General features: G+C 73.7%; 16 protein-coding genes and 1 tRNA gene. 12 read left to right on the forward strand and 5 right to left on the reverse strand.

Translation table 11 applies throughout. The annotated features are described in order from the left end of the window. Window positions 1-20 precede the first annotated feature (20 nt). From KZQ38_RS21095 to KZQ38_RS21110, 4 genes are all read left to right on the forward strand, one after another. Window positions 21-1,232: a DNA cytosine methyltransferase gene (locus tag KZQ38_RS21095; protein ID WP_219443847.1), complete on the forward strand. Its 1,212-nt coding sequence runs from the start codon at window positions 21-23 to the stop codon at window positions 1,230-1,232. A gap of 420 nt (window positions 1,233-1,652) precedes the next feature. Beyond that, complete coding sequence (locus KZQ38_RS21100) at window positions 1,653-2,864, forward strand: thioester domain-containing protein (protein ID WP_219443848.1); 1,212 nt, start codon at window positions 1,653-1,655, stop codon at window positions 2,862-2,864. Window positions 2,865-3,026: 162 nt separating this feature from the next. Then, window positions 3,027-3,200 (forward strand): antitoxin, encoded by a 174-nt coding sequence (locus KZQ38_RS21105; RefSeq protein WP_219443849.1) that lies wholly within the window; start codon window positions 3,027-3,029, stop codon window positions 3,198-3,200. Continuing rightward, the gene (locus KZQ38_RS21110; protein ID WP_219443850.1) at window positions 3,197-3,820 is read left to right on the forward strand and encodes a putative glycolipid-binding domain-containing protein; all 624 of its coding nucleotides are present in this window, start codon (window positions 3,197-3,199) and stop codon (window positions 3,818-3,820) included. The genes KZQ38_RS21105 and KZQ38_RS21110 overlap by 4 nt, the downstream gene beginning before the upstream one ends. Window positions 3,821-3,826: 6 nt before the next feature. On the opposite strand, the gene KZQ38_RS21115 is transcribed toward KZQ38_RS21110, so the two are convergent. Genes KZQ38_RS21115 through KZQ38_RS21130 form a run of 4 tightly spaced genes read right to left on the reverse strand, consistent with a single transcriptional unit; the run spans window position 3,827 to window position 9,598 of the window. Continuing rightward, window positions 3,827-5,008, reverse strand: coding sequence for a thiolase family protein (locus tag KZQ38_RS21115; RefSeq protein ID WP_219443851.1), 1,182 nt, complete (start codon window positions 5,006-5,008; stop codon window positions 3,827-3,829). A gap of 51 nt (window positions 5,009-5,059) precedes the next feature. Then, on the reverse strand, window positions 5,060-6,853 hold the full coding sequence (locus KZQ38_RS21120) for a hypothetical protein (RefSeq protein WP_219443852.1): 1,794 nt from the start codon (window positions 6,851-6,853) through the stop codon (window positions 5,060-5,062). A 56-nt stretch (window positions 6,854-6,909) separates the two neighbouring features. Then, entirely contained in the window at window positions 6,910-8,634 is a 1,725-nt protein-coding gene (locus KZQ38_RS21125) for a fibronectin type III domain-containing protein (protein WP_219443853.1), read from the reverse strand. A gap of 10 nt (window positions 8,635-8,644) precedes the next feature. Beyond that, window positions 8,645-9,598, reverse strand: coding sequence for a prephenate dehydrogenase (locus tag KZQ38_RS21130; protein ID WP_219443854.1), 954 nt, complete (start codon window positions 9,596-9,598; stop codon window positions 8,645-8,647). Between the two features lie 792 nt (window positions 9,599-10,390). Here KZQ38_RS21130 and KZQ38_RS21135 point away from each other — a divergent pair. Next, the gene (locus tag KZQ38_RS21135) at window positions 10,391-11,275 is read left to right on the forward strand and encodes a GrpB family protein (protein ID WP_308258508.1); all 885 of its coding nucleotides are present in this window, start codon (window positions 10,391-10,393) and stop codon (window positions 11,273-11,275) included. A gap of 28 nt (window positions 11,276-11,303) precedes the next feature. Here KZQ38_RS21135 and KZQ38_RS21140 read toward each other — a convergent pair whose 3' ends face one another. Next, window positions 11,304-12,539 carry a M20 metallopeptidase family protein gene (locus KZQ38_RS21140; protein WP_219443855.1) on the reverse strand — a complete coding sequence of 412 codons (1,236 nt, stop codon included), beginning with the start codon at window positions 12,537-12,539 and terminating at the stop codon, window positions 11,304-11,306. 89 nt (window positions 12,540-12,628) lie between these two features. Here KZQ38_RS21140 and KZQ38_RS21145 point away from each other — a divergent pair, with 89 nt between their 5' ends. From KZQ38_RS21145 to KZQ38_RS37190, 7 genes are all read left to right on the forward strand, one after another. After that, window positions 12,629-13,117 (forward strand): tRNA adenosine deaminase-associated protein, encoded by a 489-nt coding sequence (locus tag KZQ38_RS21145; RefSeq protein WP_219443856.1) that lies wholly within the window; start codon window positions 12,629-12,631, stop codon window positions 13,115-13,117. Then, on the forward strand, window positions 13,114-13,563 hold the full coding sequence (locus KZQ38_RS21150; protein ID WP_219443857.1) for a nucleoside deaminase: 450 nt from the start codon (window positions 13,114-13,116) through the stop codon (window positions 13,561-13,563). The genes KZQ38_RS21145 and KZQ38_RS21150 overlap by 4 nt, the downstream gene beginning before the upstream one ends. 87 nt (window positions 13,564-13,650) lie before the next feature. Further along, a complete protein-coding gene (locus KZQ38_RS21155; protein ID WP_219443858.1) occupies window positions 13,651-13,860 on the forward strand; it encodes a CsbD family protein in 210 nt (69 codons plus the stop codon). Window positions 13,861-14,119: 259 nt separating this feature from the next. Next, entirely contained in the window at window positions 14,120-14,683 is a 564-nt protein-coding gene (locus KZQ38_RS21160; RefSeq protein ID WP_308258509.1) for an RNA polymerase sigma factor, read from the forward strand. Window positions 14,684-14,726: 43 nt separating this feature from the next. Next, a tRNA-Ser gene (locus tag KZQ38_RS21165) sits at window positions 14,727-14,811 on the forward strand. 407 nt (window positions 14,812-15,218) lie between these two features. Beyond that, on the forward strand, window positions 15,219-15,656 hold the full coding sequence (coaD, locus tag KZQ38_RS21170) for a pantetheine-phosphate adenylyltransferase (RefSeq protein WP_219443859.1): 438 nt from the start codon (window positions 15,219-15,221) through the stop codon (window positions 15,654-15,656). A gap of 273 nt (window positions 15,657-15,929) precedes the next feature. Then, window positions 15,930-19,709 (forward strand): glycosyltransferase, encoded by a 3,780-nt coding sequence (locus KZQ38_RS37190; protein WP_219443860.1) that lies wholly within the window; start codon window positions 15,930-15,932, stop codon window positions 19,707-19,709. Window positions 19,710-19,989 lie beyond the last annotated feature (280 nt).

Consider the following 19,989-nt stretch of genomic DNA (forward strand, 5'->3'; position numbering starts at 1 on the left):
CGCGCCGTACGATCGTCGGCGTGCGCGGACCCTCCTACAAGGTTGTCGACCTGTTCTCCGGCGCGGGTGGCATGAGCCTCGGTTTCCAGGCGCACCGCGACTTCCGGGTGGTCGGCGCGGCCGACGCGCAGATCGGCAAGCCCTCGTCGCGACTGGGCTCGCTGCGCTGCAACGGCACGTACCGGGACAACATCGGCGTCGACCCGCTCCAGGTCGACCTGGGCCGGTTGGACCCGGCGGTGCTGCGCCAGGTGTGGGGCCTCCAGCGGGGCGAGCTGGACGTGCTGGTGGCGTGCCCGCCGTGCTCCGGCTTCACCCGCATCTCGCCCGCCAACCACCTGCGTGACGACCCGCGCAACTCCCTGGTCGGCCGGGTGGCGGCGTACGTGGCCGAGTTCCGGCCCCGGATCCTGCTGCTGGAGAACGCCCGCGAGCTGATCAAGGGCAAGCAGCGGCACCACCTGGACGGGCTGGTGGACCAGTTGCTGGAGCTGGGCTACGAGGTGGACGCGTCGTCGCACATGCTGTCCCGGTTCGGCTTGCCGCAGCTGCGCGAGCGCGCCGTGGTGGTCGCCGTGGACCGCGGTGTGCCGTTGCGCACCATGGACGACCTGTGGGCGGGCTGGGAGGTGCGCCCGGCGGCCGTGACGGTGCGGCGGGCCATCGGCAAGCTGCCGTTCGTGCGCGCGGGCGAGGCCGACCCGGAGGACGCGATGCACGTGTCGCCGTCGTTCCGGCACGACCGGTCGCTGGACCGGATGCGGGCGATCCCGGTGGACGGCGGCTCGTGGGGCGACCTCGTCGGCTCGCCCGCCGAGCAACTGCTCAACCCCGCCCAGCGCAAGATCATCGCCGACGGCAAGTGGGGTTCCCACCCGGACGTCTACGGCCGCATGTGGTGGGACGAGCCGGCACGCACCATCAAGCGGGAGTGCGGCCACGTCGGCAACGGCCGGTACGCCCACCCGGAGCAGCACCGGCTGTGCACGGTGCGGGAAATGGCTTTGCTCCAGGGGTTCCCGCGCAAGTTCCGGTTCGACGTGTCGATCATCGGCAACGCGTACCGGCACCTGGGCGACGCGGTGCCGCCGCTGGTCTCCTACCAGCTCGCGGCGTTGTGCAAGTGGATCCTCGCCGGTCAGCCGCCCACCGCGAAGGACCTCTGCCTGCCCGGCACCTCCCTGCGCGTCGGCGACATCCGGCCGGTCGGCGTGGGCGAGCTGGTCGCCTAGATCACCGTTCCGCAACGGTGTGGCGACGGTTTACGTCGAAGTTTTACGCCTATCGTGGTAAGCACCCGCTCTGAACTGCGGTTATTGGCTTGTCTCAAGGCCGTTTACGACTATTCGGCGTTGCCTGGAAGGGCTGTTCGGCGGCGTCCGGGGGCCACCCCGGACGGTCCTTTGATCATCCACTGTGGACAGTACCGCCGGGTATGAGCTGATCAACGCGGTGCCGCCGGGGGAGATCACCTCCTACGTCCAGGGCTTACCCGATCGGATAGTGTTCCGCGCATTCCTGCCGAATCAGGTGTCGGCGCGCCCACCCGGCGCAGCCCGCCCGATCGGACAAGGACCGCCGCCTTGCAACAGACCACGGGCTTCTCGCGAGCCTCAAGGAGACACATGGCACCCCGGTTGACCCTGAAGCGCATGGGGGCTGCGGTCCTCGGCGCCTCCCTCGTGCTGCTTTCCGCGCTCCCCGCCGCCGCCGACGCGGTCGAGATCAAGCCCTTCCCCGGCGCCGACCAGCCGGGCATGGGCGTGTACCTGCTCGACAAGGACGGCAAGCCCGTCAAGAACGGCAAGCCGGTCCACACCGAGCTGATCGGCGTCAAGTTCAAGGACGGCAACGACAGCCAGACGGCCACCGCCTACTGCGTGGAACTCCCCACGCCCCTTGAGGACAACACGTCCCTCAAGGAAGCGCCGTGGGGCGAGCACCCCAACCCGGAGTCCCAGTTCCCCCAGAACGCGAAGTACGTGAACTGGATCCTCCACCACAGCTACCCGAAGCTGGACGAGAAGGACGCCAAGGAGTTCGTCGGCCTGCCGAACGCCGGCCGCAGCTCGCTGATCGCGGCGACCCAGGCCGCCATCTGGCACTACACCGACGGCGTGACCCTGCGGGAGAACGACTCGACCGGTGACAAGAGCGACGAGGTCGACGCCGACGTCCTCGCCATCTACAAGAAGCTGACCGGTCCGGACAACGTCGGCGAGGACGCGGCGCCCGCCCCGACGCTGGAGGTCACGCCGAAGTCCCAGGAGGGCAAGGCCGGTTCGCTGATCGGGCCGTTCACCATCACCACCTCCTCGGGTCGCGTGCTGATCGAGGCCGAGGTCCCGGCCGGTGTGACGTTCACCGACAAGGACGGCAAGGAGCTGACCGTCGCCAAGGGCTCCGAGGCGCGGGCCGCGTCGGCGGACCTCAACATCAGCGAGGTCTTCGTCAAGGTCGCCGACGACGCCGCGCCCGGCGAGGTCGAGTTCACCGTCCACGCCTCGTCCCAGCTGAACAGCGGTCGCCTGTTCATCGCCAGCGACAGCCGCCAGAAGACGCAGTCCCTGGTGATCGCGACCTCCAACCCGATGGACGCGAAGGACCAGGCGAAGGCCAAGTGGACCGCGGACAAGGTGGAGACCACCACCTCCGCCGCGCCGACCACCGAGACCTCGCCCGAGGCCACGACGGCCGCGCCGACCACCACCACGACGACCCCCGCCGTGGTGCCCGTGGCCAACGAGGACGAGCTGGCCTCGACCGGTGCGTCCATCTTCGTGCCGCTGCTGATCGGCCTCGGCCTGCTCGGCGCGGGCGCGGCGGCCCTGATCATCGTGCGCCGCAAGAAGACCACCGCGTGAACTGATCGTTGACGCGAAGGCCCCCTCGGGAAATCCCGAGGGGGCCTTTCGCTGTCCGTTGTGGACAGCACGCCGGCGGCGTGCTTCGGAGGTAGCGTTGAGCGCTGGGGACGCGAGGTCGGTTCGGGTAGCCTGCGTCGGGAAATTCTGCGGAGGAGCGCGATGAACTTCGACGAGATCAAGAACAAGGCGTCCGAGCTGCTGGAGCAGAACCACGAGAAGGTGGACCAGGGCATCGACGCGGCGGCCGACTTCATCGCCGGCCGGTTCGGGCACGAGGAGCAGGTGAAGGGCGTGGCCGAGAAGGCCAAGGACATCCTGCCGGGTGGGGAGTGAACTCCTCGGACGCGGTCGAGCGGGCCACCCCGACCGGGGAGGCCCGCACGCCGGCCGCGCGCATCGTCACCTGGCGCGGCTACGACGCGCCCCGGCTGGAGCAGGTCAGGTACCTGCTGACCGAGCGGAAGGCACGTGCCTCCGGCCGCATCGTGGCCGCCGGCCCGGACGAGCAGTTCAGCGCGTCGTTCGAGGTGTCCGTGGGCGAGACCGGCGCGGTCACCCGCCTGCTGCTGCGCACCGCCACCGTGTCCGAGGAGCGGCAGATCTCGGTGTCCCGCTCGTCGGAGGGCGTGTGGCTGGTGGACTCCGGCTCCGGCGCCGAGCGGGCCGACTTCGACGGCGCGCTGGACGTGGACGTGCAGTCGGCCGTGTTGTTCAACGCCATCCCCATCCGGCGGCTCGGGCTGCACCGCGAGCCGGGTGAGCACGTGCTGCCGGTGGTGTACGTGTCGTTGCCCGACCTGGAGGTCCGGCTGCTGCGCCAGGCGTACCGGACGGTGTCGGTGGGCGAGGACCGGTCCGTGGTGGCGTACGAGAGCGGCGACTACCGCCAGGACATCACCGTCGACCGCGACGGCCTGGTGCTCGACTACCCGGGCGTCGCACACCGCATCTGACGGCCGTCACACGCGCAGCGCGATGGCCAGCCCCTGGCCGACGCCGACGCACGCGGCGGCGACGCCCAGCCCGCCGCCGCGAGCACGCAGGTGGCGGCACAGGTCCACCACGACCCGCGGCATGGACGCGCCCAGCGGGTGACCGTAGGCGATCGCACCGCCGTGCACGTTGACCTTCTCCCGGTCGACCTCCGGAAGGTGGTGCAGCACGGACAACGCCATCGCCGCGAACGCCTCGTTGACCTCCCACAGGTCGACGTCCTCGGGGGTCACCCGGAGGCGGGTCAGCAGCTTCCGGATCGCCGTCACCGGTGCGAGCGTGAACCGGTGCGGCTCGGCGGCGGTCACCGCGCTGCCCAGGATCTCGGCCAGCGGCGCGACGCCCAGTTCGGCGGCCACCGCCTCGGTGCCCACCAGGACGGCCGCCGCGCCGTCGTTGAGCGGTGACGAGTTGCCCGCCGTGACCGGACCCGCCGCGGAGAACGCCGACGCGAGCCTGCCCAGCTTCTCCAGCGACGTCTCCGGGCGCACCGACTCGTCCCGCCGCACCGCCGACCCGTCCGGGAGCTGCACCGGGAACGCGAACCCGTCGTGCACACCGGCGTCCCACGCGGCCGACGCGCGGCGGTGCGAGCGCAGCGCGTAGAGGTCCATCTGCTCGCGGGTGATGCCGAGCCCGACCGCCACGTCCTCGGCGGCGCGGCCCAGCGGCACCGTCCACTCGGCGGGCATCCGGGGGTTCACCAGCCGCCAGCCCAACGCCGTGGACACCGGTTCCAGCCGGTCCGCGAACGCCCGGTCCGGCCGCGGCACCACGAACGGCGCGCGCGTCATGCCCTCCACGCCACCCGCCACCAGCAGGTCGCCGTCACCCATCGCCACGGTCCGGCCGGCCTGCACGATGGCCTCGCCGCCGGACGCGCACAGCCGGTTCACCGCCACGCCCGGCACGGTCGGCGGCAGCCCGGCGAGCAACGCCGCCATCCGGCCGACGTCCCGGTTCTCCTCGCCCGCGCCGTTGGAGTTGCCCAGCACCACGTCGTCCACGCGGGCCGGGTCGAAGCGGTGTCTGCGCAGCAGCTCCGTGATCGGCAGCGCGGCCAGGTCGTCCACGCGCACCCCGGACAGGCCGCCGCGGTAGCGGCCGAAGGGGGTGCGGGCGGCGTCGAGGATCAGCGGACGGCGCATGGACCCATCTTCGCACCGCCGGGGCGGTTGTCACGGCCCTGACGTTTGCCGTTAGCCGACGAAGAACGACACGAACGCCGTGGTGGGGCGGACGTCCGCGGCCGTGCCGAACAGCTTGACCTCGATCATGTGCGGTCCGAAGGACAACCCGGAGGTGTCCAGGGCCAGCCGGTAGGAGCCCGCGACGCCCGGTCCGCCCAGGGCGGTGGGCACGGCCGCCACCCGTTCTTCGTCCAGCCGCACGGTGAACCCGGCGAGCCCGGCCGGTCCCGGCCCGAGCTGCGCGGACCGGCCGTCCAGCACCAGGTCGAGCACCAGCCGGCCGCGCTTGACCGGTGCGCCGGCGGGCACCGGTTGACCGGCCGCGTCCAGCACCGTCGCGTCCACGCGGGGCAGCACCGGCACGGGAGCGGGCGGCGGCGCGGGCGCGGGTGGGCGCACGACCGGCGCGCCCGGCGCGGGCGCGGGCTCCAGGTCGACGTGCGTGACCTGCGCCCGGACGGTGGTCAGGACGGTCATCGCCAGGTGGTCGCCGGAAGTGACCAGCGCGTCCGCCGGCAGGTCGGCCACCAGCGGGTACGCGACGCCGGGCCGCCACGGCGCGTCCGCCGCGGCGGGGCGCAGCGGCACCCGCTGCCCGCCCGCGGCGAGCGTGAACTCCGGCGGCGCGGGTGACGGGTCGGCGTGCAGGAGGGCCAACCGCAGCCGTGCGCCCGCCACGCCCGGCAGCGGTGTGCCGGTCGCCGGCGGCGCGTCGGCAGCCACTGTCACCCGCACAGGTGGTGCGGCCGTGACCGGCGGCGGGGTGGCGGGCGTGGCGTCGAACGCCACCAGGCTGACCGCCACCCGCCGACCGGGCGGACCGGACACCGACACCAGCGCGGTCGCCTCCGCCCAGCGCGGCACGGCCGGGCTCGTCGCCAGCAGCTCGCCGTCCAGCAGCACGCGCGTGCCGTCCCGGCGCAGCACCAGTTCCCAGCGGTGGGTCAGGCCCGGTTCCAGCGGCGGCACGGGCCGCACCGCCGCGGTCGGCACGCCGTCGGCGGTGACCACCTCGGCGGTGGCGTGCCCGCCGCCGGTCGCCACCCGCAACCGGATCGCACCCGGCGGCAGCACGTCGCCGACCACGCTCACCGGGCCGGGCACCAGGTCCAGGTCGAGCCCGCCGTCCGGGCCGGGCGCGTCGGTGTCCACGGCGAACCGGCCGAGCACGTCGCCCTCGTGCGGCACGAACGGCGTGCGCGACCGCAACGTCACGGGTGCCGCACAACCACCGTCGACCACCAGCCGCCGCGCGTCGTCGGGGCGGGCGCGGGCGCAGTTCGGCCTCGACGTGAGTCGCCACCGGGCCGGGTCCGGCGCGTCGGGCTGGTCGAACGCGTCCACCAGCGCGTAGCCGTCGAGTCGCGTGGCGCGTGGCGTGCCCTCGACGCGCACGGGCTCGGAGCGCTGCCCGAACGCGTCCACGGCCCGGACCTCCACGTGGTGCGCCACGTCGTCGGCCAAGCCGTCCAACTGGGTCGCGGCGCCCACGACCAGCCGGGTCCGGTCCGGTTCGCCCGCGCGGCCCCAGCGGACCTCGTGGCCCGGCGCGTCGTCGGTCCAGGCGACCTGGAGCCGGCGCGGGCCGGGCGTCACCCGCAGGTCCGCCGGCGGGCGCGGCGGCTGCCCGGGTGGCGGCGCCAGGACGCCCGGCGCGGCGAACGGCGCGAGGGACGTCGGTGGCGGCGGTGTCGTGGTCGCCCGGGACGACGGGTCGTCGACCCCGGTCGTGCGCAGCACCGCCACGACTCCGCCGAACAACACCACCGCGGCGGCGAGGACGATGACCCGGCGACGATCCATTGCGACAAGCTAGGCCGCCAAGTGACGCGGGTCACCGGGCGTTGCCCACCCGAGACCTACCGGGGGCGGATCTCGAACACCCGCTCCGACGACTGGACGCCGACCCGCTGGTCCACCGGGACCACCCGGGCCTGCACCCGGTGCCCGCCCGCCGCCAGGCCGGTGACGTCGAGCAGGAACTCGTGCCGACCGCCCGCCGAGCCCCCGGTCGGCAACACCACCAGCCGCTGCCCGTCCAGGTCGACCTCCACGGCGCGCACCGGTGCCACCTCGCGTGCCGCGCCCGCGGGTAACGCGACCACCAGCCGCGCCCGCCCGCGGGGCGGGAACGGGCCGTCGGGTGCGGACTCGTGCACGACCACCACGTCCGGTCTCGGCAGCTCCGCCTCCGGGTGCCGCAGGTCGGCCAACCGGGGCAGCGGGCGGCGGGGCGCGTCGTCGCCGTCGGCCACCACCAGGTGGGCCGCGTTGACCAGGAGCTGCCGCTCGGCGTGCAACCGCACCTCGGGCGACGGCGACGACTCGGGCAGCGGGAAGTCCGCGTACAGCACGCTCTCGGTGTCGTCGCCGGACGGCAGGAACGCGGCGGGCGCGGTCCGGTCGCCGAACTCCACCACCACCGGGACGTCCCGCGCCTTGCCGCTCACCGCCACCACCGACGCCACGACCCGGGCCGTCCGGGCACCGACCAGGCGCTCCCGGGGCACGCCGCCCAGCCCGGTCACCGTGCCGTCCCGCGTGCCCGGACCCAGCGGCACCACGGACGCGGGCACCGGCTCGCTCGGCGCGCCGCCCACGGCGAACGAGTCGAGCCGCGTCTGCCGCACGCCCCGGAACACCAGGCGTGGCCGGGCCACCCGCCACGGCACCGCGACCGACGCCGTGGCCAGCACCTGGCCGTCCCGCAACGCCACCACCGCGTCCGGCAGCACCCGCAGCTCCCAGCGGTGCCGCACGCCCGGCGTCGGCGGCGGGGCCGTGCCACCCACGTCGATCACCCGGGACGTCGTCGGCACGCCCGGTCCGGTCTCGAAGTTCGCGCCGTGCGGCGTGATGCGCAGTGCCAGCACGTCCGGCGGGAACGGGCGCAGCAGGCGGCCGAGGTCCTGGCACGGTTCCGGCAGCAACGCCACGAACAGCTCACCCGAGTCGGGGCCGTCCGTGGTGAGCACGACGCGGCCCAGCGCGCCGTCCGCGGCGGGCGGGCCCAGGCGCAGCGGCACGTTCGACTGGAGGTCGAGCGAGTGGCAGCCCACCTCCAGCCGCCTGCCGCGCAGGCCCAGGCAACCGCCGTCGCCGAACACCCGCCAGCGCCGCGGGTCCAGCGATCCCGGGCCGTCGAACACGTCCACCGGCCGCAGCACCTCCGGCCCGGTGTCGAGCGCGAGGCTGGGCACGGCCGTCACCGCGGCGGGTTCCGAGCGCCGGCCGAGCGCGTCCACCGCCCGCACCTCGACGGTGGTCGCCGCGTCCGGGTCCAGGTCGGTCAGCTCCGCCTCGACGGCCTGCACCAGCCGCACCCCGCCCGGCCACCGGACCTCGAACCCGTCGTGGGTGACGCCGTCGGTCGCCGTCCAGGTGACGCGCAGGCTGGTCCGGTCCGGTGCCACGACCCGGAGTTCCGACGGCCGCTTGGGCGGCACGTCGTCAGGGACGAGCTGAACCCGCCCGTCCAGGAACCGGGGCGGCTCGGGCGGCGTGGTCTCCTGGCGCAGCACCACCACCGCGCCGGCGACCAGCGCCAGGCCGCCGAGCCACGCCACGAGCCCCCGACGCTCCACCCGTCGAACACTACGAGGTGCGCGCGACCGCGGTGCTGCCGTTCAGGGCAACCACCTGCCCGCCGCGTGCACCAACGGCACGCAGCGCGGCGAGCGCTCCCGGGGAGGTCAGGTCGACGGTGATCTCCGCCCGGTCCGTGGCGCGCTCGTCCAGCGCGCGTCGTGCCGCGCGCCCGGCGTCGATCGTCTTGGCCAGCCCGCCGGTCGAGGCGAGCGATCCCCGTGCCGCGCCGAGGCGGCCCAACGCGTCGTCGACGGCGGTGAGGAGTGCCGCCCGGTTGCCCTCGCACATCGCGCGGACCAGGTCGGGGTTGCTGGCCGCGACCCGCGTGCCGTCGCCGAAGGAACCGGCCGCGAGGGCCAGTGCCAGCGGGCCGCCTTCCGCGCCGACGCTCGCCAGGACGGCTGCCAGCACGTGCGGCAGGTGCGAGATGCGTGCCACCGCGGCGTCGTGCTCGTCGGCCGTGGTCGGTACGACGTGCGCGCCCGTGTCCAGTGCGAGTGCCAGCACGTCCACCAGGACGTCCGGGTCGATTCCGTCTTCCGTCGCCACCACCCACGGCGCGCCGTTGAACAGGGTTCGGCCGCCGGCCGCCCACCCGGACGCCGCCGTGCCCGCCATCGGGTGGCCGCCCACGTAGCGGGCGTGGGGCGCGACACGCGCCACCAGGTCGCGCACGGGACCCTTGACGCTGACGACGTCGGTCAACCGCGTACCGCTGGGGAGGGACCGCAGCACTTCTTCCACGGCGGGTAGCGGTACGGCGATCACCACCAGCGCGTCACGCTCGGCGGCGCGGGCGAGCGCGGCCGGCAGGCCCGACACCTCGAACCCGTCCCCCCGCGCCGCCGCCGCGTCGGTCTCGGAGGCGGTGGCCCCCCAGGCCACCCGCCCAGCCGCCACCGCGGCCCGCAACACCGACCCGCCGATCAACCCCAGCCCGATCACGCACACGTCCCGCACGGATCACATCCTGCCGGCGAACACCCGCCGGGCCCGCCTGGCGCGCTTGCGCGCGGCTGGTTCGGCCCCATGCGACCCGTCCGGCGCACCGAGCGCTCCGCGCGGCTCGCCCCGCCGGGGGCTCGCCTGCCGTGTGGGCCATCCGCTGGGCGGGTCGCCCGCCGCGGTCTGCTTGCCGGGCAGTCCGCCTGCCGGGCGGCTCGCCTGCCGCGCGTTCCGCCTGCCGGGCAACCCATCCGCTGGGCGGCTCGCCCGCCGCGGTCCGCCTGCCGCGCGGTCCGCCTGCCGGGCGGCTCGCCTGCCGTGTGGGCCATCCGCTGGGCGGCTCGCCCGCCGCAGTCGCCTGCCGCGCAGTCCGCCTGCTGGGCAGCCCATCCGCCGGCAGCCCATGCGCCGCGCAGTCCGCCGCCGGGCAGTCCGCCCGCCGCGTAGCGGATCTGCCGCGCAGTTCGCCCGCGCGCAGCCCCAGCGCCACCGCGAGTCGCCGGTGCGCCCTTCGCATCCCTCACGCGCCTGCGTTCTCACCCGCCGCTCGGGCACTTGCCCGGCTCCAGCGTGCGGCTGGGTAATTTTCAGGCAGGCTCCCTGAAAGATAATTTTCGGCTGTCGTGCCGTTGGTGGTGGTCGGTGTGCGGGACCGGCGCGGGGTTGCCCCCGCTTCCCACCTGGTGTTTCTCGCGCGCCTGCGCGTCCTGGGCGGCTTGTCGTCGTGGTGGGTGGTCTGGCTGGGTAATTATCAGGCAGGCTCCCTGAAAGATAATTCGGCCGGCCGCGCCCTTGGTGGTGCTCGGTGTGCGGCACCCGCCCGGCGTGTCCCGCGCGCCTCGCCCGCACCCGCGCAACCCGCCGGCGAGCCCGGACGTCCGCTTCGGCATGAGGGTGGAAGTGCTGTCCGGCCCGCACGCGCCGGAAACCGTCCGACTCCTGACCCGCCTCGACCCCACCGGCCTGCTCGACGTCGTGACCGCGGCACGCCCCGGCCCGGCGGCCCTGGTGGTGGGGTTCGCGCCGACGCCCGACGCGGACGTCGTGCTCGACCCCGCCGACCTGCCGGGACAGGTCGCCCGGCTGTGGGCAGACCGGCTGGGGCCGTTCGCGCGGCGGTTCGCGGGCCTGGAGACGACCTCGCCCGGACCGGCCGTGCTGCACGACCACGACCCGGCGCTGCCGGTCGCCGCCGCCCGACTACTGGACCGGCTCCGCGTCGGGCTGCGCGACCACGACGACGGCACCTGGACCTACGACCACATCGGCTCGACCGCCGTGCCCGGCCTGCGCGCCAAGCCGTTCGTCGACCTCCAGGTCGGCGTCGGCACGCTGCCCACCCCGGCCGCGGACGACGTGCTCGCCGCCGCCGGGTTCCGGCCCGCCGAGGGCGCGCGTCCCGACTCGCCGGGCGTGCACCACGACGGACCCGGCCTCGCCCCGGACTCCACGTACCGCAAGCGCCTGTACGTGCGTCCCGACCCCGGCCTGCCCGCGATCCTCCACGTCCGGCTGCTCGGCTCGCCGTGGTGGGCGGAAACCGTGCGGTTCCGGGACCTGCTGCGGGCCGACCCGGCGGTCCGGCGCGCCTACCAGGACCTGAAGGAGGAAGCGGCGCGGGCGCACGCGCATGACGCCGACTACGACGACTACACGCGTGCCAAGTCCGCGTTCGTCCGCCGCCACCGGTAGCCGCGCGGGCTACCGGTGGCGACTCGGCTCAACGCAGGGCGTCCAACGCGAACGCCGTGTAGACCACGACGCCGTGCTCCATCGCGGCCTCGTCGAACAACACCTTCGCGGAGTGGTTCGGCTCGGCCTGCGCCAGGTCGACGCCACGCGGGCACGCGCCGAGGAACGCGATCGCGCCCGGAACCCGTTGCAGCACGTACGAGAAGTCCTCCGCGCCCATCAGCGGGTCCTCCATGGGCGCGGCCCAGCGGTGGCCGAGCGCGGCGGCGGTGACGTCGAGGACGTGCGGGCCGACCCGGGCGTCGTTCACCGTCACGGGGTAACCGGGGACGATCTTCACCCGCGCCGTGCAGCCGTGGGCGGCGGCGACGTGCTCGCACACCTGCCGCAGCTCGCGGTGCACGAGGTCCCTGGCCTCCTCGCTCAACGTCCGGATCGTCCCCTCCACCAGGGCGTTCTCCGGGATGATGTTGGTCGTGGTGCCGGCCTTGACGTGCGTCACCGACACCACCGCGGGCTGGTGGACGCTCACCCGGCGGGCCACCATCGTCTGGAGCGCGCCGACCATCGCGGCGGCCGGCGGGACCGGGTCCACGGCGTCGTGCGGCATCCCGCCGTGCCCGCCGCGACCGGTGACGGTGATGTGGAAGGTGTCCGCCGACGCCATGGCCGGACCGGGGCGGGACACGACCACCCCGGACTGGAGGGTCGACGTGATGTGCAGGGCGAACGCCTTCTCCACGGGCGTGCCGGCCGCGTCCAGCACGCCCTCGTCGAGCATGTGCTTCGCGCCGTGCGCGCCCTCTTCGCCCGGCTGGAACATGAACACGACCTGCCCGCACAGCGCTTCCCGGCGTGACGACAGCAGCCGCGCGGCGGACGCGAGCATCGCCACGTGCGTGTCGTGGCCGCACGCGTGCATGGAGCCGGGGATCTCCGACGCGTACGGCAGGCCGGTCTCCTCCTGGAGCGGCAACGCGTCCATGTCGCCGCGCAGCAGCACGGTCGGTCCGGGCCGGGACCCGCGCAGCACCGCGACGACCGACGAACTGGACCGCCCGGTGGTGACCTCCAGCGGCAGGCCCTCCAGCGCGTGCCGGACGGCGGCCTGGGTGGCCGGCAGGTCGAGGCCCTGCTCCGGGTGCCGGTGCACCTGCCGGCGCAACGCCACCGTCCTGGGCTGGAGTGCGCGGGCTGCCTCCGCCAACCCGGTGAACCGGGGCTCGGCTGCGGTCGTGTGTGCGTTCGGCAGAGTTGTGCTCATCCCTCGATAGTGGCATCGCGGGAGCCCGGACGCCCGGAGCCGAGGCCCCCGTGCTACCGGGTGCGGTCCCGTGGCCCTACGGTGTGCACATGGCACACCAGGAGCCGGTCAACGGCTTCGCTGTCGCGGTGGTCCGGGAGGACGGTCGCTGGCGGTGCAGCAGGATGGACAACTCGGCGTTGTCCGAACTCGACGCGGCGATCACCGAACTCCGCCAACTCCGCTCCACGGGTGCCGTCTTCGGGCTGCTGGCGGTGGACGACGAGTTCTTCATCATCCTCCGTCCCGTGCCCGGCGGGGTGGCGTTGCTGCTGTCCGACGCGGCGGCGGCCCTGGACTACGACATCGCCGCCGACGTGCTGGACCTCCTGCGGGTCGACCCACCCGACGAGGAGGACGACGAGCTGTGGCCCGAGGGCGACCTCGCCGTCCTGGCCGACCTGGGTATGCCGCAGCACGAGTTGCAGGTGATCGTGGACGAGGTCGACCTGTACCCGGACGAGCAGTTGCAGATGGTCGCGCAGCGGTGCGGGTTCGGTGACGAGTTCACCAAGCTGCTGGACTCCATCCAGGCGTGAGCGACGAGGATCTCGTGCGGGCGGCCCTCGACGTCGCCCGTCGTGCGCCCCGGACCGGTGACGTGCCGATCGGCGCCGTCGTGTTCGGGCCCGGTGGCGAGGAGCTGGCGCGGGCCTGCAACGCCCGTGAGGCCACGGGCGACCCGACGGCCCACGCGGAGGTGTTGGCGCTGCGTGCGGCGGCGGCCGTGCACGGGGACGGGTGGCGGTTGGGTGGTTGCACGCTCGCGGTGACCGTGGAGCCGTGCACGATGTGCGCCGGCGCGCTGGTGCTGGCGCGGGTCGACCGGGTGGTGTTCGGGGCGTGGGAGCCCAAGACCGGTGCGGTCGGTTCCCTGTGGGACGTGGTCCGCGACCGGCGGCTCAACCACCGGCCCGAGGTCGTGGGCGGTGTGCTGGAGGCCGAGTGCGCGGAGCTGCTGGCGTCGTTCTTCGGTCGAGTGTGACGCACGTCACTATTGCGTTATGCTCCGTTCGGACGAGGCATCCCAGGGGTGGAAGGACCAACTGCCCGACCCCGAGGGGAGTTCACGATGGGCGTTTTCGACCAGGCCAAGGACAAGGCCCAGCAGCTGATCGGTGAGGCCAAGGAGAAGGTCGGCCAGAAGACCGACAACGAAGACCTCGAGGCGTCCGGTCAGAAGGACCAGACCGTGGGGGAAGTCAAGGAAACCGGCCACGACCTGCGGGACAAGGCCGCGGGCGCGGTGCAGGACACCAAGGACAAGTTCTCGGGCAACTGAGCCCACCCCCGGCCGGGGCCGGGTCCCGCCGCGTGACCGGCCGGGGCCCGGCCCCGGCGCGTGTGCTCGGCCGGTCCTCGTGCGGGGCGGGTTCGGGTGGGTGGTGCCTCCGCGGCCCTGGCCTCTTCCCCGTCCGGTGGATGAGGTGTCGGGTGACTGCTCCGCGCGGTCGGGCGAGGCCGCGTTACCGGGCGAAATTAGCCCGCCTGGGTGAACTCGCTGATCTGCGGGTGGGCATACCCGCTGCCACGCTTGGTCGGTGTCCGTCGAGATGATCGCGGACGCCGTCCTGGCAGGCGGCGTCGCCAGGGGTGACTTGGCCGCGTTCGAAGCACTCGTGCGGCGGTATTCCGGTCGGGTGTTCGGCTTGGCGTGCCGGGTGCTCGGCGACCGGGCCGAGGCGGAGGACGTCACGCAGGAGGTCTTCGCCACCGCGTGGCGGCGGCTGGACTCGTTGACCGAGCCGGCGGCCGTGCGGACGTGGCTGTTCCGGGTCGCGTACCGGCAGTGCCTGGCCGTGCTGCGGAGCTGCCGCACCCACCCGGTGGGCGACCTGCCGGACTGGGGCGTGACCCCCGTGGGCGTCGGCCAAGGCCCCCGTGACCCGTCCGCGGTAGCCGAAACCCTGGCCGCCGTGACGGCCTTGAGCCAGGCCCTGCGCCGCCTGCCCGAGCCGCAGCGGGCGGTGTGGCTGCTGGCCGTGGTCGACGGCCTCACCTACGCCGAGATAGCCCTGGTGGTGGGCGCCAGCGAGGAGTCCGTCCGCGGTCGTCTGGCTCGTGCCCGTGTGCGCCTGGCGGAGGCCATGCGCGTGTGGCGATGACCCCCCTGTCACGGGGGTGCGGCGGTCTTGTATTGTTCTCGGCGGTGGCGTGTCCGAGCGGCCGAAGGAGCACGCCTCGAAAGCGTGTGAGGTGCAAGCCTCCGTGGGTTCAAATCCCACCGCCACCGCTCAGACGGGGCCTACCAGCGGAAACGCCGGTAGGCCCCGTTCTCGTTGCCGGGGTTGCGGGTCCGGGGTGGGGCGCGGCGAACGGGCCTGCGGAACTCGACCGGTACTCGGTCACGTGGCCCGTCGTGGAGGACAAGCTGTGCGCCGCCGATGAGGTCGCACGGGTCAAATCACCGGCCGGACGGACTACCTGATCGAGTGCCGATCAGCCGTGACCGCGAACACCAGCTATCGGGCACTCAGCAACCGGTCCGATGGTGTGTGCTGCTCGGTCCACAGCCTCGCGGACCTGCGGTCGCCAACGGGCTGAGCCGGACCCATGACCTGCACAGCTGGAGTTGTCCCTGCGGAGACTCCGGCCACTGGTCGACCGCGGAGCCGTCGTTGATCGTTAGCATGGCGAGCCGTGCGCGCTGTGTTTCCCGGCTCGTTCGACCCGGCCACGCAGGGACACCTGGATGTGGCGCGTCGGGCTGCGGGCATGTTCGACGAAGTCGTCATGTGCGTCCTGACCAACCCGGCGAAGACGGGTCGGTACCCCCTTGCCGAACGGCTGGTCCTGCTGGCGGACATGACCAGCGAGCTGGGCAATGTCACCGTGGACTCCTGTCCCGGCCGGCTGTTGGTCGACTACTGCCGCGAGGCGGGCGTCGGTGTGGTCGTGCGGGGCGTGCGCACCCCGGGCGACTTGGCGCACGAGTTGCCCATGGCCGGGATGAACCTTCACCTGAGCGGCATCGAGACGGTGTTCGTGCCGGCTAGTCCTGCGCGGGCGCATGTCTCCTCGACCCTCGTCGTGGCGACGGCCCGGGGTGGCGGCCGTGAGGTGGGCGGCAACCGCTAGTTCTCCAGCGGGCTGGAGCGGGAACGCGAGGCGGCGTCGCGAAATGGCGATTGCTCCGGATGGTGCAGTTCATTTGCTCCGTTGGTCGGCGTGGCCCGCAGAATTGGGGTTTTTGCGGCGGTGCGTCGGAGACCGGTGATTGGCGCGTCGGGTTTCGGGTGAATCGGCTCTCGGTAGCCATTGGTGACGGTTGGTGGGGTGGTCGGCTCTGGGTGGTCGTGTCGCCGTCGGCTTTCGTGGTGTGCGGGGACCCGCTGGTGTAGGAAAAGCGCTATGGAGAGCGACGCGGTCGAGGGCCTGGCGGGGTTGGACGGGGATGAGCGCCAGGCGGTGGCCGCCGGGCTGTGGGAGGCCTGGCGGTCCGGGCCCAGCGGTGGGGCGGTGTTGACCGGGCTTTCCGGGATCGGGAAGTCGAAGGGTGTGGTCGCGCCGCTGCTCAAGCGGGCCGAGGAACGGGGGTTTCGGACCGTGTTGGTCGAGGTTCCGCCGCGGCCCGCGGAACCGGGTGACGAGCCGATTGATCTGGAAGCGGAGTTATTGGAGCAGCTCCGCGTGGAAATGGAGTACGCCGGAATCGTCGTGCCTGCGGAGAAGCAGCGCCGGCGGGGGCTGTTCATCACCATGCTGACGTTGTTCCGCAGCGGCGCGCTGGTGGTGGTGGACGAATTCCAACGCCTGCTGGGGCCGGACGGGCGGCCGGTGGCGCCGTTCGCGGACGAACTCGTCAAAATCGTCGGGCGGGCCGGCCGGGGTGGGTTGTGGCTGGTCTCCAACCGGTCCGTGGACCCGATCTGGACCGAGTCCTTCCACGTGGCGACCCTCCCGAAGCCGCCGGAGGCGGACGCGATCCGGATCGTGCTGGCCGGCATCCGCTCCGGCTACGACGCCGACGAGTGGTTCCCCGCCGAACGCCGCGCGCGGACCGTCGCCCGGCTCGGCGCCAACCCCAGGGTGCTGCGCCTGCTCGGCGGCCTGCTCGGCATGTACACGCTGGACGACCTGCTCGGACCCGAGGTCGAGCCGATGACCGGTCCCGACGAGACGCACCTGGTGGACGCCATCGAGCGCGACCTGGTGGTCAAGGCGATGGAGGGGCTGACCGACGACGCCGTGCGCCGTGCGCTGGACGACCTCTCCGTGCTGGACGACTGGGCGGGCGCGGAGCTGCGCGAGGCGATGATCGGCAGGCTCGGCGACACCAGCGAGCTGACCCGCGAACTGCTCAACCGCTACCTGCTGGAGAGCCGGCCCTCGTCGTCCGGCGCGACGCCGGGCCGGGCCGCGTACCAGGTGCACCCGGTCGTGCGGGAGCTGAACCTCCTGCGGCACCACGGCAACGAGGCCGCGTGGCGCTCGGCGCACCGCCGGGCGGGCGAGTGGTACGCGCGTCCGCTGCTCGCCAAGGACCTGTCCCGGGTGGACGAGTACCGCCTCGCGACCGCCCTCGACCGCTCGCAACGCCACCTGCGCAAGGCGGACGCGGACGACCTCCTGGTGGAGGTGCGGTCCCGGGTCGCCGCCTACCTCGGCCGGTACGACGGTGAGCGCGACGTGCCCGAGCTGGCGGTGGAGCGGGACGGTCGGATCGCCCTGCTGGGCACCTACCTGACCGACGTGGACGTGCCCGGGTTGAGCGGTCACCTGGCCCGGCTGCTGCGGGCCAGGGGTGGGCCCGGTGACGCGGTGCGGGCGTTGGACCACGCCCGGCGCGCCACGCGTGGTCAGGTCGAGAGCTTCTCGTGGAACTTCTGGATCCAGCTCGTCCGCCAGGTCGACGGCTACGCCGCGGCGGCGGAGGCCGGGCGGGAGGCGGCGCGCCACGTGACCCACTACCTGCACCGGATCTACACCGCGACCGGTGCGGCCCTGGCCGCCGACGGGCGTCCGGCGGAGGCGGTGGCCGAACTCCGCAAGGGGTGCCGCCTCGTGCCCAGGGTGGACCGGTACCGGCTGGCCCAGCACGCCCTGTTCTACGCCGCGGGCGAGGAGGACCCCGCCCTGCTGGCCGACGTGTGCCAGTGGCTGCACGGGTTGCGTGGTCTGGAACCGCAGGCCACGTTGGGCGACATCCTCCTGCACCAGCACCGGGGTGAGTGGGCGGAGAGCGTGGAACTGGCGCACCGCGCGGCGAAAGCGCCGCGGTCCCTGGTGCACTTCCACGTCTGCGAGGCGGTGGGCCGGTTGGCGTTGAACCAGCCGGGGCAGGCGCGGACGGCGTTGAACTCGGCCCGCGACACCTCCAGCCGCCGGATGGCCCGGGAGGGGAAGACCTGGTTGGCCGCCCTGGTCGAGCTGTGCGACAACCGGCCCCGGCCGGCCTCGGAGAAGCTGGCCCGGTACCTGGGCACCGCCACCGCGCCGACCAAGCCGCAGGAGATCCGGGCGGCCCTGTTCGACATCTGGGACCACCGCATCGCCACGGAGGGCGAGTTCAACCCGTCCTTCCACATCCCGATCCTGCCGCCTGCGATCACCGGCCAGCCGGAGAACGTGTACCGGCCCCAGTACGGCGGACCGGTCCTGCCCCAGCACCGCGAAGCCGCGGCTCGGGTGGCCGACCGGATCGAGGAGGGCGGAAGTGGCGCGAGCCGCGTGCGGGAGGGCGGGGGCCGCGCCGGGGGCGGGAGCGGTGGTGCCCGCGCCGAGGACGGGCGTGGTGCGAGCCGGGTTGTGGGGGAGCGGGGCGGAGTGCGGGAAGTCGGGGCGGCGGTTCCGGAGTTGGGGGCGGGTGCCGAGGTTGTCGGCGGTGCGGCCGGGGTTGGGGCGGTGCCTGGTGCCGGGGACGCGGGTGTTGAGGGCGTGGGGTCGGTTGTGGGGAGTGCGTCGGATGAGGGTGTGGTGGGTGTGAGCGGCGGTGGGCGGCGGGGGGTTGTGCTCGCGGTGGGGACTGAGTGGAATTCGGCTCATGGGGGGTTGAGCACGTTCAACCGGCGGCTGTGCGTGGCGTTGGCGACTGCCGGGGTTCGGGTTTTCGCCACGGCCCCTAATGCCTCCGAGGAGGAGAAGGCGCAGGCCGCCGCGGTGGGGGTGGAGCTGGTCAAGCCGGCTCGGGTTCGGCCGGGGGCGGTGCACGAGGCGTTGTCGCGGCGGCCGGAGTTACCCGTTGGGGTGGAACCGAACGTGGTGATCGGGCACGGGCGGGTGACCGGTCATGCCGCGGACAGCTTGCTGGACGACTTCCCGGACGCGCGGCGGGTGCACTTCATCCACATGGCGCCCGATGAGATCGAGTGGTTCAAGCCGGATCGGGACGACGACGTCGGGACGCGCACCGAGGAACGCCACCAGGAGGAGTTGGACCTGGGGGCGCGGGCGCACCGGGTCGTGGCGGTCGGGCCCCGGCTGTACGACCGGTACGTGCGGGACTTCTCGTCCATCGACACGGCCACCGTGGTCCGGCTCGACCCCGGCTTCGACGTGGACAACCCGGCCGACCGGGAGCCGCCGCCGGGCAAGCCCTGGTCGGTGTTGTTGTTCGGGCGGCTGGAGGACGCGAAGCTCAAGGGGCTCGACATCGCCGCTCGCGCCGTCGCGCACGCGATCGGCGACCGCGGACCTGGTGCGGCGCGGTTGGAGTTGAAGGTCCGGGGCGCCCCGGAGAACTCGTCCGCGCTGGTGCGGGACCGGCTGCTGGAGTGGGCCGGCGAGTCGGCGGCGTTGCGGCCGCTCGTCCGCTCCTACTCGACGGACGCCGAGAAGCTGAGCAGCGACCTGCGAACCGCCAGCCTGGTGCTGGTGCCCTCGCGCGCGGAGGGGTTCGGGCTGACCGGGGTGGAGGCGATCACGGCGGGCACGCCGTTGCTGGTGAGCGAGGAGAGCGGGCTGGGGCAGCTGCTCCAGGACGTCCTCGACCAGGAGGAGTGGGCTCGCGTGGTGGTGCCGGTGACCGGGGATCGGGAGCAGGACGCCCTGGTGTGGGGGCGCGCGATCGTGGGCGCGTTGCGGGACCGGAAGGCGGCGTTCGCGGACGCCGCCCGGCTGCGGGAGCGGCTTGCCCGGCAGCTGCCCTGGGCTGCCGCCGCGGAGCTGTTGATCAGGGAGTGCGAGCTGTGATCGAGGGGCGCGGCTGACGGGGGGTGCGGCTCGTGGTCGGGGGCGCGGCTGGCGGGGGTGCGCGGCTCGTGGTCGGGGGACGCGGCTCGTGGCGGGGGAGTGCGGCCCGTGGCCGGGGTGCGGTTGGTGGCCGGGGGAGCGTGGCCCGTGGCCGGGGGACACGGCTGGCGGCTGAGGAGTGCGGCCCGTGGTCGGAGGACGCGGTTGGTGGCCGGGGAGCGCGGCTGCTGAGCGCGGCTGCTGAGCGCGGCTGCTGAGCGGGAGCGTGGCTGCTGGTGCG

The organism is Saccharothrix obliqua (assembly GCF_019375475.1).
Lineage (GTDB): Bacteria > Actinomycetota > Actinomycetes > Mycobacteriales > Pseudonocardiaceae > Actinosynnema > Actinosynnema obliqua.